A 24725-nucleotide genomic window follows, 5' to 3' on the forward strand; every position below is an offset into this window, starting at 1 on the left:
AATACGCGTTGCACCGTTTTCGGCGATCATATGCGCCGGCCACGGTCCAGGCATTGGGACCGGTTCAAGGAACTACAGGAGCACTCATCATGAAGACGAAAGCAGCTATCGCATGGAAAGCCGGCGCACCGCTGACGATCGAGGAAGTCGATCTCGAAGGACCGCGCGCCGGTGAAGTGCTGATCGAAGTGAAGGCGACGGGCATTTGCCACACCGACTACTACACGTTGTCGGGCGCGGACCCGGAAGGCATCTTCCCGGCGATTCTCGGCCACGAAGGCGCGGGTGTGATCGTCGACGTCGGTCCAGGCGTCGGCACGCTGAAGAAGGGCGATCACGTGATTCCGCTCTACACGCCGGAATGCCGTCAGTGCAAGTTCTGCCTGTCGCGCAAGACCAACCTCTGCCAGGCCATCCGCACCACGCAAGGCCGCGGCCTGATGCCCGATGCGACCTCGCGCTTTTCTCTGGACGGCAAGCCGCTGTTTCACTACATGGGGACGTCCACGTTCTCCAACTACATCGTGGTGCCGGAGATCGCCGTGGCGAAGGTGCGCGAGGACGCGCCGTTCGACAAGATCTGCTACATCGGCTGCGGCGTAACGACCGGTGTGGGCGCCGTGGTGTATTCGGCCAAGGTCGAGGCGGGCGCGAATGTGGTGGTGTTCGGTCTCGGCGGCATTGGCCTGAACGTGATCCAGGGCGCGAAGATGGTGGGCGCGGACAAGATCATCGGCGTGGACATCAACCCTCGCCGTGTCGAACTGGCGAAGAAATTCGGCATGACGCATTTCGTCAATCCGAGTGAAGTCGAGAACGTGGTCGACCATATCGTGCAGTTGACCGACGGCGGCGCCGATTACTCATTCGAGTGCATCGGCAATACCAAGGTGATGCGTCAGGCGCTGGAGTGCACGCACAAGGGCTGGGGCCAGTCGTTCATCATTGGCGTGGCGGCGGCCGGCGAAGAGATCAGCACGCGTCCGTTCCAGCTGGTGACGGGCCGTGAATGGAAGGGCTCGGCGTTCGGCGGCGCGCGTGGCCGCACCGACGTGCCGAAGATCGTCGACTGGTACATGGAAGGCAAGATCAACATCGACGATCTGATCACGCATCATTTGCCGCTCGATCGCATCAACGAAGGCTTCGACCTGATGAAGAAGGGCGAGTCGATCCGCTCGGTCGTGCTGTACTGATGCGCGTCTCGGACTGCAATCAAGGGAGGGCGCGATGCTCGAACTGCTAGCTTCGCATGCGTGCCACGGCGGTGTGCAGCGCATTTACAGGCATGACTCGAAGGTCATCGGCTTGCCGATGCGCTTTTCGGTGTTTCTGCCGCCGCAGGTCGCGCGGACGGTGCAAGGCACGGACGTTGCCTCGGTGAAGGTGCCGGCGCTGTTCTATCTGGCCGGCTTGACCTGCACTGAAGAGACCTTCCCGATCAAGGCCGGCGCGCAGCGTTTCGCCGCGCAGCACGGCATCGCGCTGATCGCGCCGGATACCAGTCCGCGCGGCGCGGGCATTCCGGGCGAAAGCGCGGCGTGGGACTTCGGCGTGGGCGCGGGCTTCTACGTCGACGCCACCGAGGCGCCCTGGTCGAAGCACTTTCGCATGTACTCGTATTTGCGCGACGAGCTGCGTGAGACGGTGCTGGCGAACCTGCCGGTCGATGGCGAGCGCCTCGGCATCTTCGGTCACTCGATGGGCGGCCATGGCGCGCTGATGCTGGCGCTGCGCAATCCGCAGATCTATCGTTCGGTGTCGGCGTTCGCGCCGATCGCGGCGCCGTCGGGTTGTCCGTGGGGCGAGAAGGCCTTCACGGGCTATCTCGGCGAGGACCGCGCGGCATGGAAGGCCTATGACGCGAGCGAGCTGGTGGCGAATGCGCCGCACAAGTTCGCGGCGGGCATTTTGATCGACCAGGGGCTGGCGGATCAGTTTCTCGCCGAGCAGTTGCATCCCGAGGTGTTCGAAGCGGCGTGCCATGCGGCCGGGCAGCCGCTGATCCTGCGCCGGCATGAAGGCTACGATCACGGCTATTACTTCATCTCGACTTTCATCGAGGACCACCTTGCGCATCATGCAAAGGTGTTGCTGGCCTGAGGCGTGAGCATCTCGCCTCAGCGCCGCCCCAGCAAACTCCCCGCGTACACCAGCGCCGCCAGCGCGGTGATCCAGAAGCTCGTCGGCCAGTCGGTGTAGAACGCGAGCGTGAGTCCGAGCCACGCTTGCGCGAGCGCCAGCAGCGCCGCGAGCATCAACCCGATGGACAGCCGCGTCGTCAGGTTTTGCGCGGCGGCGGCCGGCCCGACCATCAGCGTGAACACCAGCAGCACGCCGACGATCTGCGTACACGCCGCGACTGCCAATGCGGCAATTGCCAGAAACAGCATCGACACGAGCCGCAGCGACACGCCCTTGGCTTCGGCCAGCTCAGGCTGCAGCGAAGCGAACAGCAGCGGCCGCATGATCGCCGCGAGCGCCACGAGGCTCAATACGCCGAGCCCCGCCAGCACGCCCAGCGTGGACGAATTCACGCCCAGCACGTTGCCGAACAGCAGGGCTGTGATCTGCGTGGCATACGCAGTAAAAAAGTGCAGAAACAGCAGCCCGAAGCCGAGCGCGAGCGAGAGGATCACGCCAATCGCCACGTCGCGTCCGGCGAGCTTTTCGCCGAGCGCGCCCATGCCGACGCCGGCCGCCAGCGTGAAACCGACCATCCCCCAGATCGGCGAAATGCCGATCAGCACCGCGCCGGTCGCGCCGGTGAAGCCGACGTGCGAGAGCGCGTGCCCCGCGAAGGTCTGGCCGCGCATCACCAGAAAGTACCCGACAATCCCCGCCAGCACCGCGACGATCCCCGATGCCGCGAAGGCGTTCACCATGAAATCGTATTCAAACATCGTTCGTGTGTCCGTCGCGTGAGGCGTGATGATGGCCTTGACTGTGGCCATGCGAATGGCCGTGGCCGGAAGCGCCGCCATGATCGTGACCATGCGCGTCGTCTTCGTGTTCGTGATCGTGCTTTTCGACTTCGACGTCGCCGGACATCACGAAGATGCGGCCTTTTACCCGCATCACGTCGATCGGCGAGCCGTAGAGCCGCGACAGCACCGGCCCGGTGATGACCTCGTCGACCGTGCCGAGCGCGGCCACGCCGCTGCCCAGGTACAGCACGCGGTCGAGCGCGTGCAGCAGCGGATTGAGCTCATGCGCGGAGAACAGCACCGCGATGCCGAGTTCCTGCTGCACGTTGCGCACCAGTTCGACCACGCTCTTCTGATGATGCGGGTCGAGGCTGATGAGCGGCTCGTCGAGCAGCAGCAGTTGCGGATTGCCGAGCAGACATTGCGCGAGCAGCAGACGCTGCCGCTCGCCGCCCGACAGTTCGGACAAAGGCCGCGCCGCGAGCGCGCGGCCGCCCACCAGATCCAGCACGCGTTCGACATCCGCGCGAGTTTTCGCATCGGCGTGCGGCAGGCCCCAGCGGTGGCCGTCGGCCGCCATCGCGACGAAATCGCGCCCGCGCACGCGGCGGCCGGCGAGCGCGCTGCGCGTCTGCGGCATGTAGCCGATCGACGGATTGCCGCGCATCACCGGTTGGCCGAGCACGCGGATCGTGCCGCTCGCCGCCGGTACGAGGCCGAGCACCGCGCGCATCAGCGTGGTCTTGCCTGCGCCGTTCGGACCGAGCACGCCGATGAATTCACCTTGATTCACCTGCAGGCTCGTATTGCGCAGGATCGCGCGGCCGCCGAGTTCCAGCGTCACGTCCTCGAGTTCGAGAACGGGCGCGGCTCCCTGCGGCGTGCGTCCAGTCAGATTCATTGAGTGTTTCCTGTGTTGGCCGGCCCTGCCGCCAGCGCCGTGCTGAGTGCGTCCAGTTGCGACAGCATCCATACCTGATAGGTCTTGCCGGCCGGTTCGGTCTCGGTGACGCTCATGGTCGGGACATGCGACTGCTGGGCGAGTTTCAACATGCGTTTGGTCAGGGCTTCCGTTGCCTGGCTGTTATAGATCAGAACATGCACGCGCTTTTCGCGCAGGTCTTTCTCGAACGCGGCGATATCCGACGCGCTCGCTTCCGTGTCGTTCATGGTCGCCAACTGGAAGCGCAGATTGCGCATCGAGAGGCCGATCGCGTCCGACATATACCCGAACACCGGTTCCGTCGCCGTCACCGGCACGCCGGCATAGCGGCCGTGCAGGTCGGCCACTTTGGCGTTGATCGGCTTCAGCGAACCGAGAAACTTCGCGAGGTTCGCATCGTACGCCGACTTGTTCGCCGGGTCAGCCGTTTCGAGCGCGGTGGTGACGGCGCGAGCCACGGCCGGCATGGTGGCCGGGTCGTACCAGAGGTGGGGATTATCGCCGCTCTTCTTGCCGGTCAGGTCGGCCGCCACGATAATCGTGCGCTTCGCGTTGTTCTTCGATGCGTTCAGGAGCTTCGCCATCCACGGATCGTAGTCGGCGCCGTTGTAGACCACAAGGCTTGCGTGCTGCAGGGCGCGCGCGGTCTTCGGGCTGGCTTCGAACAGGTGCGGGTCTTCGTCCGGATTGCTCAGGATGCTGGTGACGTCCACGCGATCGCCGCCCAGTTGATGAACCACGTCGCCGTAGAAGTTTTCCGCGGCCACCACCTGGATCTTCGCGTCTTGCGCGAAGGCGGCCTGGCTCATGGCCAGCACGGCTGCGCCGGCTACGAGATACTTCGGCAGGCTGACGGCACTGAGTACGCGGCGAGCGTCGTGCCACTTCAGGCTGAGTTGTTTCATCGCGAGTGTTTTCATCGATTTCCCTGCTGCATAAAAGTTAGATGCAAGTTGGATGCGGATCTGGACGCGAGGGCTCCTGCCGGGCGGGAGGACTTCGCAGCGACGCGGGGATGCAATGATATAACGTATCTAATAAATTTGTCTCCGGTCCTGCCGCGCTGCACCATCGAAATCTCGATAACCGGCTTGACATGACCCAACGCGTATCCGATCATTCGATCACTAACAGAGCAATTGTTCGCGTCATGAGCGTTCGCTCACCGCAGGAATGCTCGAAAACGAACCGGAGACAGCAGTGGCAGCGCGATTGCAAGGGAAGGTGGCGATCCTCACAGGTGCAGCAAGCGGAATCGGCGAGGCGGTGGCCCGGCGTTATCTCGACGAAGGTGCGCGCTGCGTGCTGGTCGACCTGAAGCCGGCCGACGCGTTTGCCCACGCGCTGCGCGAAGCGGATGGCGAGCGCGTCCTCACCCTGAGCGCCGACGTCACGCGCCGCGAAGATATCCAGCGAATCGTCGCGAGCACCGTCGAGCGGTTCGGCCAGGTCGATATTCTCTTCAATAATGCCGCGCTGTTCGACATGCGTCCGATTCTCGACGAATCCTGGGACGTGTTCGACCGGCTCTTCGCCGTCAACGTGAAAGGCATGTTCTTCCTGATGCAGGCGGTCGCCCAGCGGATGGTCGAGCAGGGCCACGGCGGCAAGATCATCAATATGTCGTCGCAGGCCGGCCGTCGCGGTGAAGCGCTGGTTTCACACTACTGTGCAACCAAGGCTGCCGTACTAAGCTATACGCAATCCGCGGCGCTGGCACTTGCGCCGCACCAGATCAACGTCAACGGCATTGCGCCGGGTGTCGTGGATACGCCGATGTGGGAACAGGTCGACGCGCTTTTCGCCCGCTACGAGAACCGGCAGCCCGGCGAAAAGAAGCGTCTGGTCGGCGAGGCGGTGCCGCTTGGCCGCATGGGCCTGCCTGAAGACCTGACCGGCGCGGCGCTGTTCCTCGCTTCCGCCGATGCCGATTACATCACCGCGCAAACCCTGAACGTCGACGGCGGCAACTGGATGAGCTAAGGCAACGAAGCTGAGCCGCTCGCCGCCCCGTTTGCATAACAACGCAGCAAAACATAACGTACGAGAAAGGAGACAAGTGATGAAAGCAGCCATGAAACCCGCGCTCAAAGCAGTCGGCGCCGCCGCAGTCGCCTGCGCAGCGCTGAACGCCACGGCCGGGACCGTGACGATTGCGACCCTGAACAACCCGGACATGATCGAGCTGAAGAAGCTGTCGCCCGCGTTCGAACAGGCCAATCCGGACATCAAGCTGAACTGGGTGATCCTCGAAGAAAACGTGCTGCGCCAGCGCGCCACCACCGACATCACCACGGGCAGCGGCCAGTTCGACGTGATGACCATCGGCGCCTACGAGACGCCGCAATGGGGCAAGCGCGGCTGGCTCACGCCGATCACGAACCTGCCCGCCGCCTACGATCTGAACGACGTCGTGAAGACGGCGCGCGAAGGCCTCTCGTACAACGGCTCGCTGTACGCGCTGCCGTTCTACGTCGAAAGTTCGATGACGTATTACCGCAAGGACCTGTTCGCGGCGAAGGGGCTGACCATGCCCGACCAGCCGACCTATGACCAGATCCAGCAGTTTGCCGACAAGCTCACCGACAAAGCCAACGGCATCTACGGCATCTGCCTGCGCGGCAAGGCCGGCTGGGGCGAAAACATGGCATACGCCACCACGGTCGTGAACACCTTCGGCGGCCGCTGGTTCGACGAGAAGTGGAACCCGCAACTGACCTCGCCGGAATGGAAGAAGGCCATCGGCTTCTACGTCAATCTGCTGCAGAAAGACGGCCCCCCGGGAGCGAGCTCGAACGGCTTCAACGAAAACCTGACGCTGATGTCGTCGGGCAAGTGCGCGATGTGGATCGACGCGACGGTGGCGGCCGGCATGCTGTACAACAAGCAGCAATCGCAGATCGCCGACAAGGTGGGCTTTGCCGCCGCCCCGACGGCAGTCACGCCGCGCGGCGCGCACTGGCTGTGGGCTTGGGCGCTGGCCATTCCGAAGTCGTCGAAGCAGGCCGATGCGGCGAAGAAGTTCATCGCGTGGGCCACGTCGAAGGAATATATCGAGATGGTCGCCAAGGACGAAGGCTGGGCCTCGGCGCCTCCGGGAACGCGTCAATCCACTTACGCGCGTCCTGAGTACAAGGCGGCGGCTCCGTTTGCCGACTTCGTGCTGAAGGCCATTGAAACGGCGGATCCGAACCATCCGACGGCCAAGCCTGTGCCGTACACCGGTGTTCAGTTCGTCGGCATTCCTGAGTTCCAGTCTTTCGGTACGGTGGTGGGTCAAAGCATCTCCGGCGCGGTTGCCGGTCAGATGACGGTCGATCAGGCACTGGCCGCCGGCCAGGCCACAGCCGAGCGCGCAGTGCGCCAGGCTGGCTATCTGAAGTGACGTGAAACACGCCGGCTGACGCCAGTCAGCCGGCCCTTGGCTGCACAGCGGGCCGTCGCGGTCCTCTGGGCGAGCCGGCCTGCCGCTTGCCGATTTCGTTTCAGGCAGCGGCGGCGCCGGTCCACCTCAACCACCGCGATCGCCCGCGCATTACCGAACAGGTGGTCACATCATGCGTCCTCTGCGCCTTCCTCTCATGCATGCCACTCCCCAGACCGAAAAAGAGCGCGAAACGCGCAAAGCCAATTCCGCCCGCTGGCTAGCGGCGCCGTCCACGGCCGTGCTGGTGCTCTGGATGGCGATTCCTCTGGCGATGACGATCTGGTTTTCGTTCACGCACTACAACCTGCTCAATCCGGACGAAAAGGGTTTTGCCGGAATCGACAACTACAAGTATCTCGCGACCGATCCGTCGTTTCTGCCGTCGATCGGCCACACGCTCGAACTGATCATCTCCACGCTGGTGATTACGGTGGTGGGCGGGATACTGATGTCGGTGCTGTTCGACCGTAAGTTCTACGGCCAGGGCGTCGCGCGATTGCTGGCGATTGCGCCGTTTTTCGTGATGCCGACTGTCAGCGCGCTGATCTGGAAGAACATGATCCTGCATCCGGTCTATGGCCTGATCGCGCAGGGCATGCGGGCGCTCGGCATGCAGCCCATCGACTGGTTCGCCGACTATCCGCTCACCGCCATCATCATGATCGTGTCGTGGCAATGGCTGCCGTTCGCGTTCCTGATCCTGTTCACGGCGATTCAGTCGCTCGATCAGGAGCAGAAGGAAGCGGCCAGGATCGACGGCGCGGGCGCCTTCTCGATGTTCTTCTACATCACGCTGCCGCACCTGAAACGGGCGATTGCGGTGGTGGTGATGATGGAAACCATTTTCCTGCTGTCGATCTTCGCTGAAATTTACACGACGACCGGCGGCGGCCCAGGCACGGCGACCACCAACCTGTCTTACCTGATCTATTCGCTCGGCCTGCAGCAGTTCGACGTCGGGCTGGCCTCGGCGGGCGGGATTCTCGCTGTCGTGCTGGCGAACATCGTGTCGTTCTTCCTGGTCCGGATGCTCGCGAAGAACCTGAAAGGGGAGTACGAAAAATGAGCCACGTAGCCGCTTCACCCGTTTCGACCTCGGCCACCACGTCGAAGAACGCGCCTTGGGCTGTCTTCAAGCGCGCCATTCCCGGCGTGCTCGCCTGGGCAATTGCCTTGCTGCTGTTTTTCCCGATCTTCTGGATGACGATTACCGCATTCAAGACCGAGCAGCAGGCTTACGCCTCGTCACTGTTCTTTATCCCGACGCTCGACAGCTTTCGCGAGGTGTTCGCCCGTAGCAACTATTTCTCGTTCGCGTGGAATTCGGTGCTGATTTCGGCGGGCGTCACGGTGGTGTGTCTGCTGCTCGCCGTACCGTGCGCCTACGCGATGGCGTTCTTTCCGACGCGCCGCACGCAGAAACTGCTGCTGTGGATGCTGTCCACCAAGATGATGCCGTCGGTGGGCGTGCTGGTGCCGATCTATCTGCTGTGGAAGAACTCGGGGCTGCTCGATACCGTGTCGGGCCTGATCATCGTCTACACGCTGATCAATCTGCCAATTGCGGTGTGGATGACCTTCACGTACTTCGCCGAAATTCCGCGCGACATTCTCGAAGCCGGGCGGATCGACGGTGCGGCGACATGGCAGGAAATCGTCTATCTGCTGATGCCGATGTCTCTGCCGGGCCTCGCCTCCACCGCACTGCTGCTGGTGATTCTTTCGTGGAACGAAGCATTCTGGAGCATTAACCTGTCCAGTTCGAACGCGGCGCCGCTGACCGTGTTCATCGCGTCGTATTCGAGTCCGGAAGGCCTGTTCTGGGCCAAGCTCTCGGCTGCGTCGCTGCTGGCGGTGGCGCCGATCCTGATCGTCGGCTGGCTGTCGCAGAAGCAACTGGTGCGTGGCCTTACGTTTGGGGCGGTTAAATGACTGTGACCGAAGCAAAGCTGGCCTTGATCTGCGATTGCGACGGTGTCCTGATCGACAGCGAAGCCGTGGCCGCGCGCATGCTGGTGCACGAACTCGAAGCGCGCTGGCCGGATTGCGACGTCGAACCGGTGGTCTTGCCGCTGCTGGGCTTGCGCATCGAGCGGGTGCTGGAAATGGCGGCGGCGCAACTTGGCCGCAGCCTGAGCGCGGCCGACATGGAGGCGATCCGCCATGCCGTCGAAGCGGCGGCCATGCAGGCACCTGCCGTAGCCGGCATCGCCGAGGCGCTCGGGCAAATCGCGTTGCCCAAGGCCTGCGCGAGCAACAGCTTCACCACCTATGTGCGCACGGTGCTGGCGCGCACCGGCCTCGACGCGTTCTTCCACGACCGGCTTTACTGCGCGGATTCGGTCGCGAGCCCCAAGCCGGCTCCAGACGTATATCTGGCGGCGGCGAAAGGTTTCGGTCTTGCCAGCACGGCGTGCCTGGTGGTGGAAGACAGTGTTACCGGCGTGACGGCTGCGACGGCGGCGGGCATGACGGTGCTGGCCTTCATTGGCGGCGGCCACGCGAGCGAGTCGCAGATCGGCGCATTGCGGGCCGCCGGCGCCGCGCACGTATTCGACAATATGGCGCAATTGCCGGCGCTGGTGAATCAGTGGACCCAGCGCGTGACGGCGGAGTCACATTGAAGCACTGAGGCATTGAGGGGCGCTGCGCCCATGCCGCGAAGACGGCGCGGGCAGACGCTTTCCAACTGGATAACGTAGTACCAGCAACAATCAGCAACACACGGAGACACATCATGGCAAGCCTGACTCTGCGCAACATCAGAAAAGCCTACGACGACAACGAAGTGATGCGTGACATCAATCTCGACATCGCGGACGGCGAATTCGTCGTGTTCGTCGGTCCGAGCGGTTGCGGCAAGTCGACGCTGATGCGCATGATCGCCGGCCTCGAAGACATCACGAGCGGTGACCTGAACATCGACGGTACGCGCGTGAACGACATTCCGCCCGCCAAGCGCGGTATCGCGATGGTGTTCCAGTCGTATGCGCTTTATCCGCACATGACGCTGTACGACAACATGGCGTTCGGCCTCAAGCTCGCCGGCACCAAGAAGCCGGAGATCGACGCGGCGGTGCGTAACGCCGCGAAGATCCTGCACATCGACCACCTGCTCGACCGCAAGCCGAAGCAGTTGTCCGGCGGTCAGCGGCAACGGGTGGCGATCGGCCGGGCGATTACGCGCAAGCCGAAGGTGTTCCTGTTCGACGAACCGCTGTCGAACCTCGACGCCGCGCTGCGCGTGAAAATGCGTCTCGAGTTCGCGCGTCTGCACGACGAACTTAAGACCACCATGATCTACGTGACGCACGATCAGGTCGAAGCCATGACGCTGGCCGACAAGATCGTGGTGTTGTCGGCGGGGAACGTGGAGCAGGTCGGTACGCCGACCATGCTGTATCACGCGCCGGCCAACCGCTTTGTGGCGGGTTTTATCGGCTCGCCGAAGATGAACTTCATGGAAGGCGTGGTGCAGTCGGTCACGCACGACGGCGTCACGGTGCGCTACGAAACCGGCGAAACGCAACGGGTGGCGGTCGAACCGGGCGCGGTCAGGCAGGGCGACAAGGTGACGGTGGGGATTCGCCCCGAGCATCTGCATGTCGGCACGACCGACGACGGTATCTCGGCGCGCACGATGGCGGTCGAATCGCTTGGGGATGCGGCGTATCTGTACGCGGAATCGAGTGTGTCACCGGAAGGCCTGATCGCGCGTATTCCGCCGCTTGACCGGCATACGAAGGGCGAGACGCAGAAGCTGGGCGCGACGCCTGAGCATTGCCATCTGTTCGATAGCGAAGGCAAGGCATTCCAGCGCAAGATCGTCGAGGTGCTGGCGGCTTGATGGTTGACGGACGCGGCGCGCGCCACGAAGCAGGCGCGCGCTGCTAGTTGCGCCCCGGTCCGTGCGCAGCGCTCACTTCGCCGCCGGTCCCGGAGCGGGACCCAACGACATCCCCGCCCGTTGTGTTCACGCTTCCAGCGCCGCGCGTGCCACCCGCTCGTCGGTGACCAGCCCCGACAGCCATCCCCCCTTCAGCACCGCAATCACCGCATCGCGCTTGCGCTCGCCGCCGGCGAAGCCGATCGTCGGGCGTCGCGGCGGCGAATCCAGCGCCACGCTGGTGACGCGCTGTCCCGTCGACGATTCGACGTGCGCGCCCGAGGCGTCGATCGGCAAGCCGAGCATCTCGGCCACCGCCTTGTGCTGCACCAGTTCTTTTACTTCCGCCGCGGTGATAAAGCCGTCCTCGTGCAACGGACAGTGCGGGCCGACATTGCCGATCCCCACAAAAGCGACGTCCGCCTCACTCGTCAGCGATTCGACGATGCGGTACAGGCGGTGATTGCACCATTGCGCGCGTTCGGCTTCGCTATCGGCGAGCAGGGGCGCGGGCAACAGAAAATGCTTGCCGCCCGTCTTCTCCGAAATGTGCAGCGCGACGTCGTAGCGGTTCGAGGAGCCGTCCTGGGCGATCGCCCCTACCATCGACACCAGCCGGTGCTGCGGACGCTCCAGTTGGGCGATCTGATCGACCGCCGCTTTCAGGGTCCGGCCGCTGCCCACGGCGACCACCATCGGCCTCTCTTCGTTGAGATACCGTTCCATGACCTGCGCGCCGGCGACCGCCAGCTTGCGGTCGATTTCCTCGGGCGTATCGCTATCGACCGGCACGACTTCGCACATCGACAGGTCATAGCGCTTCGACAATTCCTCGGCGAGCGCGAGGCAATCGGCGAGCTGATGGTCCACCCGCACCCGGATCAGGTTCTTCTCGACGGCGAAGGCGACCAGCCGTTGCGCGACCGGCCGCGACACCTGCAGCTTCTCGGCGATCTCGTTCTGCGTATTGCCGGCGACGTAGTAGAGCCACGCGGCGCGGGTGGCGAGGTCGAGTTTTTCGTTGGACTTGGGCACGATGGGCTTCTTGTGGTTTGCGCCGGTGAAAGCAGGCTCTCAGTCTGCTGATGCCGGCATGAACGTCTAAGCCAGCCGCTCGCGCGACGGGTCGAACAACGGCCGCACGTGCCGGTACAGCGCCCGGAAGCCGTCCAGCCGCACGCGCAAGGCGGCGTGGCGGGCGGGGTTTGGGGTGAATTCGATTTCTACCGGCGGTTTGCTCAGCACCTGCGCCGGATCGCCGCCGGCCGCCAGCCAGCCGAGGCGAGCCGCGCCGAGCGCCGCGCCGGTTTCGCCGCCGCCGTGCTTGCGGGTGGTGGTGTTGAGCGCGTCGGCCAGCAATTGCGCCCAGTAGTTGCTGCGCGCGCCGCCGCCCAGCAGCGACAGCGCGCTCGCTTCGGTGCCGGCCGCGCGCAGGGCGTCGAGGCCGTCGGTGAGCGCGAAGGTGACGCCTTCGAGCACCGCGTAGCCGAGTAGCGCGCGATCGGTGGCGTGGTTCATGCCGAAAAACACGCCTTGTGCATACGGGTCGTTGTGCGGCGTGCGTTCGCCGGACAGATATGGCAGAAAGTACGGTGCGCTTGCCAGCGCATCGGGCGCGAGGGCTTCGATTTCGGCCAGCAGGGTGGGCTCGTCGGTCGAGGTGAGCTTGCAGACCCAGCGCAGGCAACTGGCCGCCGACAGCACCACGCTCATCTGATGCCAGCGGTCCGGAATCGCGTGACAGAAGGCGTGCACGGCGGAGGCGGGATTCGGCCGGAAACTGTCGCCCACGACGCACAGCACGCCCGAGGTGCCGAGCGAGACGAAGCCGTCGCCCGGCTGGGTCGCGCCGATGCCGATGGCGCTGGTCGCATTGTCGCCGCCGCCCGCCGCGACGACCACGCCTTCGCTCAAGCCGAACTCGCGAGCGATGTCCGCGCGCAGGACGCCCGACGATTCGCTGCCTTCGCACAGACGCGGCATCTGCGCGCGGCTCATGTCGCAGGCAGCCAGCAGCGTGTCGGACCAGTCGCGTTTGGCGACGTCGAGCCACAGCGTGCCGGCCGCGTCCGAGGGATCGGAGACCTTCTCGCCGGTCAGCTGCAGGCGCAGATAATCCTTTGGCAGCAGCACGCAGGCCGTCTGGCGGAAAATCTCCGGCTCGTGGCGCGCCACCCACAACAGCTTGGGCGCGGTGAAACCGGGCATCGCCAGGTTGCCGGCAATCTCGTGCAATTCGGGCGCGCGCCCGCTCAGCTCGGCGCATTCCTCGACGCTGCGCATGTCGTTCCACAGGATCGCCGGCCGCAGCACGCGGTCTTGCGCATCGAGCAGCACCGCGCCGTGCATCTGGCCGGACAGGCCGATGCCGCGCACCTGCGCGAACTCGTCGGGATGCTTTGCGCGCAGGGCGAACAGGGCCTTGCGGGTGCCGTCCCACCAATCGGAGGGATTCTGTTCGGCCCAGCGCTGATGCGGGCGCGAAACGGTGAACGGAGAACCTGCCGTGCCGATCACGCGGCCGGTGGCCGCGAGCAGCAGGACTTTCACTTCGGACGTGCCGAGGTCGATGCCGAGATACATGGGCGCGGAACCTTCGTCGTTGGGGATGCGCTACTTTAGCCGTACATGGCTAGCGATGCCATGGGCGTTAGACCTGGCCTCGGGGCGAAACGCAGCGGCATGAAAGGGCGGGGGCCTGGAGACGCGGTGGGCGCCCCCCCAAACCCCCAGGGGAAAACTAACCGGCTAAGCTCGCGCCTTAGCCGCGCGTGGCGAGCCAGGCGTCGACGCGGGCCAGCGCGCCGCGCAGCGCCTTCTCGAGAGGCGGCGTTTGCGCCATGCTGCCCCACAGCAGGCGGTCGGCGCAGAAGGCCTGCAACGGATCCGGGGCGGCGAAGAAAGCACGCGCGACGCGCTCGTCCATCACACCGTCCTGATACGCATACGGCAGCTTGCCGGCCTGCCAGCGGTCGAGAAAGCGGAAGAACAGCGCGGGCAGCATGGCGGTGGCCGCGGGTTCGACGCCGCGCGCGAAGCACTCGGCGAGCGTCGGCGCGATGAAGCCGGGGATCTTCGAGAAGCCGTCGGCGGCGACCCGCTGGTTCGTGTCCTGAATGTGCGGATTGCTGAAGCGGTCGAGCACGACGTCGCGGTAACGCGCCAGATCCAGCGGGCTCGGCGTGAGACAGGGGATCACGTCCTCGGTCACGTAGTCGTAGGCGAACTGGCGGATTTCGGGGTCGAGCGTGCCTTCGTGGATGTAGTTCAGCCCAACCAGCGTCCCCGCCCACGCGATGCAGCTATGCGTGGCGTTGAGGATGCGGATCTTGGCTTCCTCATACGGCACCACCGAATCGACCAGTTCCGCGCCCACGCGCTCCCACTCGGGACGTCCGGCGCGGAAATGATCTTCGATCACCCACTGGATGAACGCCTCGCCCATCACCGGCACGGCGTCGTCAAAACCGGTGGCGGCGAGCACGCGCTCGCGCACGTCGGGCGTGGGCCGCGGCGTGATGCGGTCGACCATCGAACTCGGCGAGCTCGTGTTGGCGTCGAACCACGCGCGCAGCGCGGTGGAGCCGCTGCGCTCCAGAAACTCGCTCATGCCGGCGTGAAAACGTTCGCCGTTACTGCGCAGGTTGTCGCAGCTTTGCAGCGTGACCGGACCGGCGTTGCGCTGCATGCGTGCTTCGAGAATCGCCGCCAGCGCGCCGTAGATGGTGGTGCGGCCGCCTTTCAGGTCGGACGCGAGGTCGGGGTTGGCGGTGTCGAGCCGGTCGTGTTCGTCGAGGTAATAGCCGCCTTCCGTCACCGTGAAGGCGATGATCTTGCAGGCCGGATCGGCGCCGGCTTCGATCAGCCCGTCGAGACTCGCGGACCACGGCACCACGCGTTCGATCGAACGCACCGTCTCATACTCGCGCTCGCCGGCGGGCGTGACGGTTTCGAGGGTATACACACCCTCTTGCGCGGCCAGCCCTTCGAGCACCGGATTCATGTCGCCACGAATATTGCCGACGGTGAGCGACCAGCGCGGCTCGCCTTCCTTGCGCAATTCGTTCAACCGGTGCAGATACCACGCCTGATGGGCGCGATGAAACGATCCTGCGCCGATGTGCAGGATCACGTGTGCGTCCGCGACGCCGCTCTGGGTGCTCATGTGCGTCTCCTATGTCGACCGGAGTTCGCGCTTTAGCGCTTACTCCGGTCCCATGCCACTTCGTGGCAACATTTTGTGCACGGTCTTTAGCGTGCGTTTTCTGATCTGGAGCATTTGCTCTGCATGTGAGCGAATGATCGTCTGCGGCGAATCGAAAGTCAAGGCGGCAGACGCGGCAATCTGTGGCGCAGCGCCGCGTGGCAAGCCTTGCAGAAGGGGCCTGACGCGTTCGCAACCTTGACCGGAGGGACTTTGCGGTGCTGCTGCATCGCATCAAACATCGGCCGCGAAGTGCGCGGGCTAATCCCGATGCAAAAAAGTATCGGTCTGCCGTTCCATATTGAGTGGCGTCAAAGCGGTTTGAGGTCTAATTTCCGGTATACAAACCGAAGCCGGGCGGCGCGCCAGACAGGCCGCGCCATACCGCGACGCTTCAATGGAGGAAGACACGTGCAACCCGATCTCGAACTCGTGGCCGTGCGCCGCGACGAATCGTTCAAGGCGTGGTACCACGGCTATCCGTACCGCACGGTGCGCTGGCATTTTCATCCCGAGTACGAACTTCATCTGATCGTGGCCACCACCGGCAAGATGTTCGTCGGCGATCACATCAGCAGTTTCGCGCCCGGCAATCTGGTGCTGCTGGGGCCGAACCTGCCGCACAACTGGGTGAGCGACGTGCCCGCCGGCGAAACCGTCGAGCAACGCAATCTGATCCTGCAGTTCGGTCAGGAGTTCGTCACGCACTGCATGGAGAGTTTTCCGGAGTGGCGTCAGGTGGAGGCGTTGCTGGCCGCGGCGCGGCGCGGCGTGCTGTTCGGCGCGCAGACCAGTGCGGCGCTGCGGCCGCTCTTCATGGAGTTGCTCACGGCGCGCGGCTTGCGGCGCCTGATGCTGTTCATGTCGATGCTCGAACTGCTGGTGAATGCTGAGGATTGCGAATTGCTGGCGAGTCCGGCGTATCAGGCGGATCCCGGCGGATTCGCGGCGACGCGCATCAATCACGCACTGTCGTATATCGGCAAGAATCTGGCTTCGGAGTTGCGCGAGTCGGATCTTGCCCAGCTCGCGGGTCAGAGCGTCAGCGCGTTTTCGCGTTATTTTCGCCGTCATACCGGCATGCCGTTCGTGCAGTACGTGAACCGCATGCGCATCAATCTTGCCTGCCAGTTGCTGATGGATGACGCCTTGAGCGTGACCGATATCTGCTACAAGGTGGGCTTCAATAATCTGTCCAACTTCAACCGGCAGTTTCGGGTTGCCAAGGGCATGGCGCCCTCGAAATTTCGCCGCTATCAGCAGTTGAACGAGGCGAGTCGCGATGTCTGCGACGAGGCGATGAGCGGCGCCGGCGTCGAGAACGCCCCGTCGATCGTGCCGGCCGCACAGGTTCGCAGCCGCGAGCGAACGGGCGTGAGCGCGAGCCATCCAGCGGCGTAGAGACGGGCGAGCGTTTCGCTTCATGCGATAAAGGCTGCGTGTCACCAGAGATAGCTGAATCCGAGTGCGCCCGCTAACGCATTGTCGTGCGAGCCGAATTCGCCGTTGCAACGCAAAAACGCGTGCGCATGCTGTCCGAACGCGAGGCTCGCGCTCAAGGCGATTTGCGCGGCGTCGCGAGCCGCGCCGCTGCCGTGGACGACGAAACTGCTTGCCGATGCGCCCGCAAAGCTCGCGTCGACCGCGCGCGTGAGGGCACCGTAGGCATGGGCCCACGCGGCCGACGCTTCGAAGTCCCATTGCCGTCCCGCCCAATTCACGGCCTTGCGCCATTGCGTGCCGAGCAGGGTCCGCACCGAACTGGCCGATGTGCCCGGCAACACCAGATCCGCCGCGCCCGCACCGGCCTCGCTCAGTCCAGGCAGTTCGACATCTTGTGCTTCCAGCGCTGCGAACGGCGTGAGCACGCCCACTGCGCCCGCAGGGAGATCGAGCCCCGCGCGCAGCGACGCAAAATACTGACTGCCGTCTGTGTTGCCCTGGGCGGTGCGCGTCGGGTCGGTGAACAGAATGCTGCGTTTCATCTGGTCGTCGTTGCGCGCGAAGCCGAGCGTCGTGTCGATCCAGTAGAGGCCGGGCGCGTAGCTGCCGTAGAGCATGGCCTGATAGCTGTCGAACTGGCCGTGCGCGGGCAGCGAGTCGGTGGAAGTGTTGCCGTGCAGATAGGCGAGCGCGCCGCCGAGCGTCAGCGTCGGAGCCGCGCGGTAATCGACGCCCGCGATCGCGCCCGCCAGGTCGATCTGTTGGGAGAGCCAGGTATCGTAGCCGCCGATTCTCGCGGTGTCGCCGAGGACTGCCGCCCACGAACATACGCGGGCGTCGCCGCTGCGGGAGAGGCCGTCTTGCGCGCGGTTCAGGCCGCTGCTGGCGTCTTGTGCGCAGGTGCGGCCAGCGTGGGTTTCGTCGAGTCGTGCGTCTATCGCGCTGATGTCGGTTTGCGCGGCGGCGAAGTGCGCGTTCGGCAGCGCGGCGTAGGCTTCGGCGCTTAACTGGTTGAGTGCGGCGTAGGCGGCGGATCCCTCGAGGCTCACCAGATCGGCGGCGAGCGTCAGGAAGTCGACAGTCGGCGGCGCATGATTGGCGATTCCCGCGACGCCGTGATCGAGCGCCGTTTCGACCGCGATCTGATTGGGTGTGCCGCCGGCATTCTGAAAGCTCCGGTTGACCTGCAAGTAGACATCGTCGGCGTCGTAGACCAGCGACGGCTGCACGAACGGATTGAGCGTCTCGACTGACGCGAAGCTCCCTGTCACGCCTGTCGACGCCGACAGGATGCGATACGTGTCGCTGGGCGAAAACGAGGCAGCGCGCAGCCTTGCGATGACGGTTCCACCCTGCAGCGCTGCTGTACCCAAGATCGCGATCAGGTCGTTGCCATTCGGCGATACCTCCACGACATAGCTGCTTGCAGCGCTTTGCGTATAACGGCCAGCGACGCCGAGCGTGCCGATTGATAGCGGCAACGGCGTCGGCGCATATACATTCACCGGGGCGGCGGCGGGCGGGGTGGCGTCGCCGGGCGTGATTTGGCCCTGGACCGCCAGCGCGCCGCGCACTGTCCCCGTACCGCTGAGCGTGGCCGCCGGCGCCAGCGTGACCACTGGACTTGTCATCGTGCTGTCCAGTTGCAATGTGCCGGTATTGAGCAGCGTGGCGCCGCCGATTTCCGCATTGCCAGCAAGTGTCCACGCGGCGCCGTTCATCGTCAGGGTAGGGAAGCCGTAGACATGACTCGACAGCGTGCCCGCGCCTTGCAGGACCAGCGCATTGCCGGCGCTGTTGCCGCCGCTCAGATCGCCACTGACGACGCTGCCGGTGCCGAGCGTCAAAAGATCATTCGAGCCGGTGAAGCTCACGGCGATGCTATTGCCCGTCAACGTGCCGGCATTGCTGAACGAAACGTTCGACCCCGCCGCGACCGCAACCCCCTCGTTGCTGGCAATGGTCGCGCCTTGCTGGTTGACGAGGCTTGCGGCGCCACTGGACGCGGTGATCGATACCCCCGCTGCATGCGCGCCCGAGGCGGCAATCGAGCCCGAGTTCGTCACGCCGACGCCCGCGCCCTGCGCGTCAACGGCGGGCGCACCGCTCGCGCTGTTCGCAAGCGTGCCGCCGTTGGTGACGAGGCTGCCGTCGCCTACTGAAACCGCGCTGCCGGTGGCGGCCCGAATCGCGCCGCTTTGGCCAACCCCGACCTCAACGCCTGTGGCGCCAGGCGCGGCAGCAATGCTGCCTGTCAACTGTCCCGTCACCATGAGCGTGCCGCCGGAGATCTGCCAGTCCTGCGGCGCCGTGTTCGCGCCGGTTAGCGTCCAGACACTCGTATCCTGCTTGAGCAAAGCATTGAAATTGCGGTACTGGGCATTCGCCCCGAGCGACGACAGATCGAATGTGCCGGGCGCGCTGCCGCCGAGAATCAGCGTATTCGCGCCTGTCGCGCTGTGCGAACCGCCGTCGACGATGCCATCGATGAGCGAGGTTCCGGTGATCTGCAAGGTGTCGTCGTTCGGGCCGAACTGAATGGCGATTCCGCCGCCGCCGTCGATGGTGCCGCTATTGACGACCACGCTGCCGGTGGTCCCCGTGGCGGTCGTCAGATCGATCGCCGGTCCACTTGTGGAACCGATGACACCCGCGTTCATGACGGTGGTTGCCGCAGCGGCAAGGATGCCTGACGTATAGCCGCGGATGACGCCGCCGTACAGATTATCGACGCTACCGCCCAGCGGCAGATGAACGCCGCTTTGATCGTCCGCGAGACCGAACACGTCGCCGTTGATCATGCCCGCGTTGACGACGCGGCTGTTATCGCTGTCGGCATATACACCGTCGAGCTTGGCGGCGATCACGGCGCCCGCCGCGTTGGTCACCTGGCCGCCGAAGAACAGCGCCAGCGCGGTTTCGTTCGGGCTCAGGAACGAGCCGTTGTTCACGACCGTGGCAAAGGAGCTGCCGAACTGAACGGCGAAGAACCCGCCGGTGACGGAGCCGTTGTTGGTCAGAGTCCAGCCGCTGGTGCTTTTGCCGTAGATGGCGTCTTCGCCCGAGGCGACGGTATTGATGGTGGCGCCGGAGACCACGGTATAGGGATTGCCGCCGGCGCTCAGGATGTATTCCGTGGTGGAACTGGTGAGGTCGGTCGCCTGCGCGTCGCGGGCAGCACCCAGCGAAAGCAGGATGAGTAAGGCGAGTTCTGCAACGCAGAGGCTTTGAGCCTGTGACGCGGTGTCGCGGAGCAATGGCGCTATGGCGTATCCGAACAACCGAATTTCCGGTGCACGCATAAGCGATCCCGACGAAGCATTGTTTCAAGCTAGGTTAGGTGATGTTATGCGTTAAGGAAAGATGTGCGAGGCCAGTACATCCAAAACCGAAATTGTTCAGTTGTGCAATGTATTTTTATAAATTACGAATGAGCACGTGTCACTGCCGTTGATGCACTGCGGAGAACACATCTGCACATGTTTACAGAGAGAGGAACCCCGCATGTGGAGCCGTGCGCGGCCCCTCGCTGCAGCCCCGACCGTTGCTGACGCGCTCAAGTTCTACAGCACCGTTCGCACATGCCACAACTCCGGAAACAGCACTACGTCCAGCATCTTGCGCAGATACGACGCGCCACTGGTGCCGCCCGTTCCCTGCTTGAAGCCAATGATCCGCTCGACCGTGGTCACGTGCCGGAAGCGCCATTGCCGGAACGCATCTTCGAGATCGACCAGCTCTTCGGCCATCTCGTACAACTCCCAATGCTGCGACGGATTACGGTAGACCTCGAGCCACGCGGCCTCGACCGATGCATCGTGCGTGGTCGGCTGGGTCCAGTCGCGCGCGAGCCGCTCGGGTGCGATCGCGAAGCCACGCCGCGCCAGCAGGCGGATCACTTCGTCGTAGAACGAGGGCGCTTCCAGCGTCGCTTTCACTTCCGCCAGCACCCCGGGCCGATGCGCATGCGGCTTGAGCATTAGCTCATTCTTGTTGCCAAGCAGAAATTCGATCTGCCGATACTGATGCGATTGAAACCCGGACGAGCTTCCCAGATACGGACGCATTGCCGTGTACTCGGACGGCGTCATCGTCGACAGCACGCTCCACGCCTGCACCAGTTGTTCCATGATGCGCGAGACGCGTGCGAGCATCTTGAACGCGGACGGCAACTCGTCCCGATGGACGGCGGCGAGCGCCGCGCGTAATTCGTAGAGCGCGAGCTTCATCCACAGTTCGCTGGTCTGATGCTGGATGATGAACAGCATCTCGTTGTGGTCCGGCGAAAGCGGATGTTGCGCGGACAGAATGGAGCCGAGCGACAGATAATCGCCGTAGCTCATCGACTTTGAAAAATCGAGCTGGGCGTTGTGCCAGCCGTCGTCGTCCGCGGGCGGCACGTGCGGGACATGCGGTGCGTGCGCGGCCGCGCGACTATCGGCCGCCGCGCCGTGACCAAACGGGCAACCGCCTTGCGCGGGCGCGTTGCCGGGTGCGTCCTGCGAGCCCGGAACCTCAGGCGTCTGCATATGATCGGTCATCGCCTGCTCCTCAGGTCACCGCGCCGCGAGCGGCAAATTCAGGCGCCCGCCAGGTCTCGTTGACGAGTACCTCATGCAGGGTTTGGACGGCGTCCCACACATCGACAAAGCGCGTGTACAGCGGCGTAAAGCCGAAGCGCAACACGTGCGGCTCGCGGTAATCGCCGATCACGCCCCGCGCGATTAGCGCCTGCATCACCTCGTAACCGCGCGGATGTTCGAAGCTGGCATGCGAGCCGCGCTGCGGGTGCGCGCGCGGCGTGACGAGCTTGAGCGGAAACTCTGCGCAGCGCGTTTCGACCAGTTCGATGAACAGATCGGTAAGTGCCAGGGACTTCTGACGAATCGCCTGCATATCGGTTTGCAGGAACACGTCGAGCCCGCATTCGACCAGCGCCATCGACACCATCGGCTGGGTGCCGCACAGGAAGCGGCCGACGCCGTCGTCGGGCCGGTAGAGCGGATTCATTTCGAACGGCGCGCGATGTCCCCACCATCCCGACAACGGCTGCGTAAAAGCATTCTGATGGCGATGCGGCACCCACACGAAGGCCGGCGAACCCGGGCCGCCGTTCAGATACTTGTAGGTGCAGCCCACCGCGTAATCCGCGCCGACGCCGTTCAGATCCACCGGCACCGCGCCCGCCGAGTGCGCCAGATCCCACAGCGCCAGGGCGCCTTTTTCGTGGATCAGCTTCGTCAGCGCGGCCATGTCGTGCATGTAACCGGTGCGGTAATTGACGTGAGTGATCATGGCGATCGCGGTGTCGTCGCCGATGGCCGCCGGCAGTTCGGACGGATCGTCGACGAGGCGCAGTTCGTAGCCCCGATCGAGCTGCTCGATCAGCCCTTGGGCGATGTATAGATCCGAGGGGAAATTCGAGCGTTCGGAGACGATCACACGCCGCTTTGGGTCGCGCTCGTTCGCCAGCCGCAGGGCGGCCGAGAGCAACTTGAACAGGTTGATCGAAATCGTATCGGTGACCACTACCTCGTTGTGCGCCGCGCCGATCAGCGGCGCGAGCTTGTTGCCGAGGCGGCGCGGCAGCGCGAACCAGCCGGCGCTGTTCCAGCTGCGGATCAGCCCTTCGCCCCATTCGGCGGCAATCACGGTCTGGGCGCGTTGCGCGGCCGCGGCCGGCGGCACGCCGAGCGAGTTGCCGTCGAGATAAATAGTGGTGGTCGGCAGCGCGAACTGATCGCGCAGCGCGCCGAGCGGGTCGGCGCGGTCGAGCGCTACGGCTTCGTCACGGTTGTTCATGATGGTCCAGAGTCAAAAATCCAAAATGGGTCAGTCGGCACAGGCGGCGGGCTGGGCGGGCAGGGCGCGCAGCACGGCGCGCACGGGGCTCGCGTCGAGCGTGGCGAACTTGAGCGGCAGCGCGATCAGTTCGTAATCGCCGGGGGCCACTTCGTCCAGCACGATGCCTTCGAGAATCGCCATGCGGTGAGCGCGGATGCGGTGATGAGCGTCCATCGTCTTCGAGTCCTGCGGATCGAGCGACGGCGTATCGATGCCGATCAGCTTGACGCCGTGCGCCGCGAGCAGGTCGATTGTCTGCGGCGCGACCGCGCAGAAGGCGCTGTCCCACGCTGCCGTGGGCGCCCGCTCGTAGGTGCGCAGCAATACGCGCGGCGGCAAGTCTTGCAGCGCGTGCGCCACCTGCTCGGGCGTGACGAGCGGCGCGGCGCCGATGCAGTGAATCACGCGGCATGGGCCGAGATATGCGTCGAGCGGCACCGCGCCGATGGCCGCGCCGCCGGCGTCGTAATGCAGCGGGGCGTCCGTATGGGCGCCAGTGTGCGGCGACAGGGTCAGCCGCGCAACATTGACCGGCGAGCCGGCTTCCATGCGCCAGACGCGCTCGATGCCGACTGGCGTATCGCCCGGCCAGACGGGCGTGGCGGCGTCGATGGCGGGGGTGATATCCCAGAATGTTTTCATGTCTCCGTCATATCTCCCGGTGTATAGCTGGAATGATAGGCGGGCCGCCGTGAAATGTGCTTGCGAAAAAAACTCGTTTTTTGGTCTCTCTTGGAACATAATTTGATACAAACAGGAAAGGGAGACCGAATATGAACGCGATCTCGCTCGACGCCACCGATTGCCGTATCTTGACGGTGCTTCAGCAAGAAGGAAGGATCAGCAATCTGGATTTGGCGGAGCGCATTTCGCTCTCGCCTTCCGCCTGTCTACGCAGGCTGCGCCTGCTGGAAGAGCAGGGTGTGATCGAACGCTACCGGGCGTGCCTGAACCGCGAGGTGCTGGGTTTCGAGCTGGAGGCGTTCGTGCAGGTGTCCATGCGCAACGACCAGCAAAACTGGCACGAGACCTTTGCGGAGGCGTTGCGCGACTGGCCGGAAGTGGTCGGCGCGTTTGTCGTGACCGGCGAGACCCATTATCTGCTGCGGGTGCTCGCGCACAATCTCAAGCACTACTCGGATTTCGTGCTGGAGCGGCTGTACAAGGCCCCAGGCGTGATGGATATCCGCTCGAACATCGTGCTGCAGACGCTCAAGGAAGACTCGGGCGTGCCAGTGGCGCTGGTGGCCACGGCGGTGGCGCGGGGCAGTGTGGCGGCCGGGGACTGACGGCGGCTAGCGCCGGGGTGACCTGAAGCCGCCTACAGCGGCTTCAGCCCGTGAAATTGCCCGTTCTGGAACACCAGCGGCGCGATTGCTTGCGCATCCTCGCGCACGCCGCAGCGCTCTACTTCGCCTACAAAAATGACGTGGTCGCCCTCTTCGTAGCGGCTGCGGTTGTGGCACTCAAACCACGCTAATGCACCGTCGAGCACCGGCATGCCGGTATCGCCCGCCGCGTGTGAGACCCCTTCGAAGCGGTCACCCTTCACCGTCGCAAAGCGCTTGCACAGATCGAGCTGCGAGGCGGCCAGCACATTGACCACGTAGTGACTGTTCGTCTGAAAGGCCGGCATCGATGCCGAGCGGGTGGCGAGGCTCCACAGCACGAGCGGCGGCGTCAGCGAAACCGAGTTGAATGAGCTGGCCGTAATGCCGATCAACTGGCCGGACGCCGCGCGCGTAGTGATCACCGTGACGCCGGTGGCGAACTGGCCCAGCGCCTTCTTGAAGGCGAGCTGGTCGAAATTGGGCGGGCTGGCGCGCTTCATCGGACGCGGGTCCGCTGGGTCGGCCGGGTCGCCGCGTGACGGGCACGAAGGGAATAAATTGAATCGAAAGTCATGTAGAAAATCGGCGATTTATCCCAATTTTAACGGAATCGTAGACCAACTGGCCGTGAAGCTCGGCTGCCGGCGGGGCGCTCAATATGGCCCGCTTCATGCATGGAAGGAATAGAAGCCGCCGGTGGACGGCAATGAGCGGCAGCGC

General features: G+C 64.3%; 21 protein-coding genes. 10 read left to right on the plus strand and 11 right to left on the minus strand.

All coding sequences use genetic code 11. From position 1 onward, the window contains the following. Window positions 1-89 precede the first annotated feature (89 nt). Both FQ755_RS36270 and fghA read left to right on the plus strand, forming a co-directional pair. Entirely contained in the window at window positions 90-1196 is a 1107-nt protein-coding gene (locus FQ755_RS36270) for an S-(hydroxymethyl)glutathione dehydrogenase/class III alcohol dehydrogenase (RefSeq protein ID WP_144162902.1), read from the plus strand. Between the two features lie 34 nt (window positions 1197-1230). Beyond that, the gene (gene fghA / locus FQ755_RS36275) at window positions 1231-2103 is read left to right on the plus strand and encodes an S-formylglutathione hydrolase (RefSeq protein WP_144162904.1); all 873 of its coding nucleotides are present in this window, start codon (window positions 1231-1233) and stop codon (window positions 2101-2103) included. 17 nt (window positions 2104-2120) lie between these two features. On the opposite strand, the gene FQ755_RS36280 is transcribed toward fghA, so the two are convergent. The 3 genes from FQ755_RS36280 to FQ755_RS36290 are packed head-to-tail and all read right to left on the minus strand — an operon-like array spanning window position 2121 to window position 4775. Beyond that, the gene (locus FQ755_RS36280) at window positions 2121-2903 is read right to left on the minus strand and encodes a metal ABC transporter permease (RefSeq protein ID WP_144162906.1); all 783 of its coding nucleotides are present in this window, start codon (window positions 2901-2903) and stop codon (window positions 2121-2123) included. Continuing rightward, window positions 2896-3828 (minus strand): ABC transporter ATP-binding protein, encoded by a 933-nt coding sequence (locus FQ755_RS36285; protein ID WP_144162908.1) that lies wholly within the window; start codon window positions 3826-3828, stop codon window positions 2896-2898. The genes FQ755_RS36280 and FQ755_RS36285 overlap by 8 nt, the downstream gene beginning before the upstream one ends. After that, window positions 3825-4775: a metal ABC transporter solute-binding protein gene (locus FQ755_RS36290; RefSeq protein WP_144163189.1), complete on the minus strand. Its 951-nt coding sequence runs from the start codon at window positions 4773-4775 to the stop codon at window positions 3825-3827. The genes FQ755_RS36285 and FQ755_RS36290 overlap by 4 nt, the downstream gene beginning before the upstream one ends. 268 nt (window positions 4776-5043) lie before the next feature. On the opposite strand from FQ755_RS36290, the gene FQ755_RS36295 reads away from it, so the two are divergent. The 6 genes from FQ755_RS36295 (at window position 5044) to FQ755_RS36320 (ending at window position 11144) form a co-directional block, all read left to right on the plus strand. After that, window positions 5044-5853: an L-iditol 2-dehydrogenase gene (locus FQ755_RS36295; RefSeq protein WP_144162910.1), complete on the plus strand. Its 810-nt coding sequence runs from the start codon at window positions 5044-5046 to the stop codon at window positions 5851-5853. A 79-nt stretch (window positions 5854-5932) separates the two neighbouring features. Next, a complete protein-coding gene (locus tag FQ755_RS36300; RefSeq protein WP_144162912.1) occupies window positions 5933-7255 on the plus strand; it encodes an ABC transporter substrate-binding protein in 1323 nt (440 codons plus the stop codon). A gap of 172 nt (window positions 7256-7427) precedes the next feature. Further along, on the plus strand, window positions 7428-8363 hold the full coding sequence (locus FQ755_RS36305; RefSeq protein WP_144162914.1) for a carbohydrate ABC transporter permease: 936 nt from the start codon (window positions 7428-7430) through the stop codon (window positions 8361-8363). Continuing rightward, complete coding sequence (locus tag FQ755_RS36310; protein WP_144162916.1) at window positions 8360-9229, plus strand: carbohydrate ABC transporter permease; 870 nt, start codon at window positions 8360-8362, stop codon at window positions 9227-9229. The genes FQ755_RS36305 and FQ755_RS36310 overlap by 4 nt, the downstream gene beginning before the upstream one ends. Next, complete coding sequence (locus tag FQ755_RS36315; protein ID WP_144162918.1) at window positions 9226-9921, plus strand: HAD family hydrolase; 696 nt, start codon at window positions 9226-9228, stop codon at window positions 9919-9921. Before FQ755_RS36310 ends, FQ755_RS36315 begins: the two co-directional genes overlap by 4 nt. 113 nt (window positions 9922-10034) lie before the next feature. Then, window positions 10035-11144, plus strand: a complete 1110-nt coding sequence (locus FQ755_RS36320) for an ABC transporter ATP-binding protein (protein ID WP_144162920.1) — start codon at window positions 10035-10037, stop codon at window positions 11142-11144. A gap of 126 nt (window positions 11145-11270) precedes the next feature. On the opposite strand, the gene FQ755_RS36325 is transcribed toward FQ755_RS36320, so the two are convergent. The 3 genes from FQ755_RS36325 to dalD form a co-directional block, all read right to left on the minus strand. Then, a complete protein-coding gene (locus tag FQ755_RS36325; protein WP_144162922.1) occupies window positions 11271-12218 on the minus strand; it encodes a sugar-binding transcriptional regulator in 948 nt (315 codons plus the stop codon). Window positions 12219-12284: 66 nt separating this feature from the next. After that, complete coding sequence (gene xylB / locus FQ755_RS36330; protein ID WP_144162924.1) at window positions 12285-13766, minus strand: xylulokinase; 1482 nt, start codon at window positions 13764-13766, stop codon at window positions 12285-12287. A gap of 178 nt (window positions 13767-13944) precedes the next feature. Then, window positions 13945-15348 (minus strand): D-arabinitol 4-dehydrogenase, encoded by a 1404-nt coding sequence (gene dalD, locus FQ755_RS36335; RefSeq protein ID WP_144162926.1) that lies wholly within the window; start codon window positions 15346-15348, stop codon window positions 13945-13947. 450 nt (window positions 15349-15798) lie between these two features. On the opposite strand from dalD, the gene FQ755_RS36340 reads away from it, so the two are divergent. Next, window positions 15799-16788 carry an AraC family transcriptional regulator gene (locus tag FQ755_RS36340; protein WP_144162928.1) on the plus strand — a complete coding sequence of 330 codons (990 nt, stop codon included), beginning with the start codon at window positions 15799-15801 and terminating at the stop codon, window positions 16786-16788. Between the two features lie 41 nt (window positions 16789-16829). On the opposite strand, the gene FQ755_RS36345 is transcribed toward FQ755_RS36340, so the two are convergent. From FQ755_RS36345 to kynB, 4 genes are all read right to left on the minus strand, one after another. Next, window positions 16830-20087: an autotransporter domain-containing protein gene (locus FQ755_RS36345; RefSeq protein WP_186308759.1), complete on the minus strand. Its 3258-nt coding sequence runs from the start codon at window positions 20085-20087 to the stop codon at window positions 16830-16832. A gap of 306 nt (window positions 20088-20393) precedes the next feature. Then, window positions 20394-21371 carry a tryptophan 2,3-dioxygenase gene (gene kynA, locus FQ755_RS36350; protein WP_144162932.1) on the minus strand — a complete coding sequence of 326 codons (978 nt, stop codon included), beginning with the start codon at window positions 21369-21371 and terminating at the stop codon, window positions 20394-20396. Window positions 21372-21381: 10 nt separating this feature from the next. Beyond that, the gene (gene kynU / locus FQ755_RS36355; protein ID WP_144162934.1) at window positions 21382-22632 is read right to left on the minus strand and encodes a kynureninase; all 1251 of its coding nucleotides are present in this window, start codon (window positions 22630-22632) and stop codon (window positions 21382-21384) included. A gap of 30 nt (window positions 22633-22662) precedes the next feature. Further along, window positions 22663-23316, minus strand: coding sequence for an arylformamidase (gene kynB, locus FQ755_RS36360; protein WP_144162936.1), 654 nt, complete (start codon window positions 23314-23316; stop codon window positions 22663-22665). 131 nt (window positions 23317-23447) lie between these two features. On the opposite strand from kynB, the gene FQ755_RS36365 reads away from it, so the two are divergent. Beyond that, complete coding sequence (locus FQ755_RS36365) at window positions 23448-23963, plus strand: Lrp/AsnC family transcriptional regulator (protein WP_144162938.1); 516 nt, start codon at window positions 23448-23450, stop codon at window positions 23961-23963. 32 nt (window positions 23964-23995) lie between these two features. Here FQ755_RS36365 and FQ755_RS36370 read toward each other — a convergent pair whose 3' ends face one another. Beyond that, a complete protein-coding gene (locus FQ755_RS36370; RefSeq protein WP_144162940.1) occupies window positions 23996-24505 on the minus strand; it encodes a flavin reductase family protein in 510 nt (169 codons plus the stop codon). Window positions 24506-24725 lie beyond the last annotated feature (220 nt).

Source organism: Paraburkholderia sp. BCC1885, assembly GCF_900996235.1.
GTDB lineage: Bacteria > Pseudomonadota > Gammaproteobacteria > Burkholderiales > Burkholderiaceae > Paraburkholderia.

Excerpts from the sequence above, each read along its gene's own strand:
- FQ755_RS36285 (WP_144162908.1), bottom strand. The coding sequence starts at position 3,828 with ATGAATCTGACTGGACGCACGCCGCAGGGAGCCGCGCCCGTTCTCGAA.
- FQ755_RS36315 (WP_144162918.1), top strand. The coding sequence starts at position 9,226 with ATGACTGTGACCGAAGCAAAGCTGGCCTTGATCTGCGATTGCGACGGT.
- xylB (WP_144162924.1), bottom strand. The coding sequence starts at position 13,766 with ATGTATCTCGGCATCGACCTCGGCACGTCCGAAGTGAAAGTCCTGCTG.
- FQ755_RS36270 (WP_144162902.1), top strand. The coding sequence starts at position 90 with ATGAAGACGAAAGCAGCTATCGCATGGAAAGCCGGCGCACCGCTGACG.
- FQ755_RS36280 (WP_144162906.1), bottom strand. The coding sequence starts at position 2,903 with ATGTTTGAATACGATTTCATGGTGAACGCCTTCGCGGCATCGGGGATC.
- FQ755_RS36365 (WP_144162938.1), top strand. The coding sequence starts at position 23,448 with ATGAACGCGATCTCGCTCGACGCCACCGATTGCCGTATCTTGACGGTG.
- kynA (WP_144162932.1), bottom strand. The coding sequence starts at position 21,371 with ATGACCGATCATATGCAGACGCCTGAGGTTCCGGGCTCGCAGGACGCA.
- kynB (WP_144162936.1), bottom strand. The coding sequence starts at position 23,316 with ATGAAAACATTCTGGGATATCACCCCCGCCATCGACGCCGCCACGCCC.
- FQ755_RS36320 (WP_144162920.1), top strand. The coding sequence starts at position 10,035 with ATGGCAAGCCTGACTCTGCGCAACATCAGAAAAGCCTACGACGACAAC.
- FQ755_RS36300 (WP_144162912.1), top strand. The coding sequence starts at position 5,933 with ATGAAAGCAGCCATGAAACCCGCGCTCAAAGCAGTCGGCGCCGCCGCA.
- kynU (WP_144162934.1), bottom strand. The coding sequence starts at position 22,632 with ATGAACAACCGTGACGAAGCCGTAGCGCTCGACCGCGCCGACCCGCTC.
- dalD (WP_144162926.1), bottom strand. The coding sequence starts at position 15,348 with ATGAGCACCCAGAGCGGCGTCGCGGACGCACACGTGATCCTGCACATC.
- FQ755_RS36295 (WP_144162910.1), top strand. The coding sequence starts at position 5,044 with ATGCTCGAAAACGAACCGGAGACAGCAGTGGCAGCGCGATTGCAAGGG.
- FQ755_RS36370 (WP_144162940.1), bottom strand. The coding sequence starts at position 24,505 with ATGAAGCGCGCCAGCCCGCCCAATTTCGACCAGCTCGCCTTCAAGAAG.
- FQ755_RS36310 (WP_144162916.1), top strand. The coding sequence starts at position 8,360 with ATGAGCCACGTAGCCGCTTCACCCGTTTCGACCTCGGCCACCACGTCG.
- FQ755_RS36305 (WP_144162914.1), top strand. The coding sequence starts at position 7,428 with ATGCGTCCTCTGCGCCTTCCTCTCATGCATGCCACTCCCCAGACCGAA.
- FQ755_RS36290 (WP_144163189.1), bottom strand. The coding sequence starts at position 4,775 with ATGAAACAACTCAGCCTGAAGTGGCACGACGCTCGCCGCGTACTCAGT.
- fghA (WP_144162904.1), top strand. The coding sequence starts at position 1,231 with ATGCTCGAACTGCTAGCTTCGCATGCGTGCCACGGCGGTGTGCAGCGC.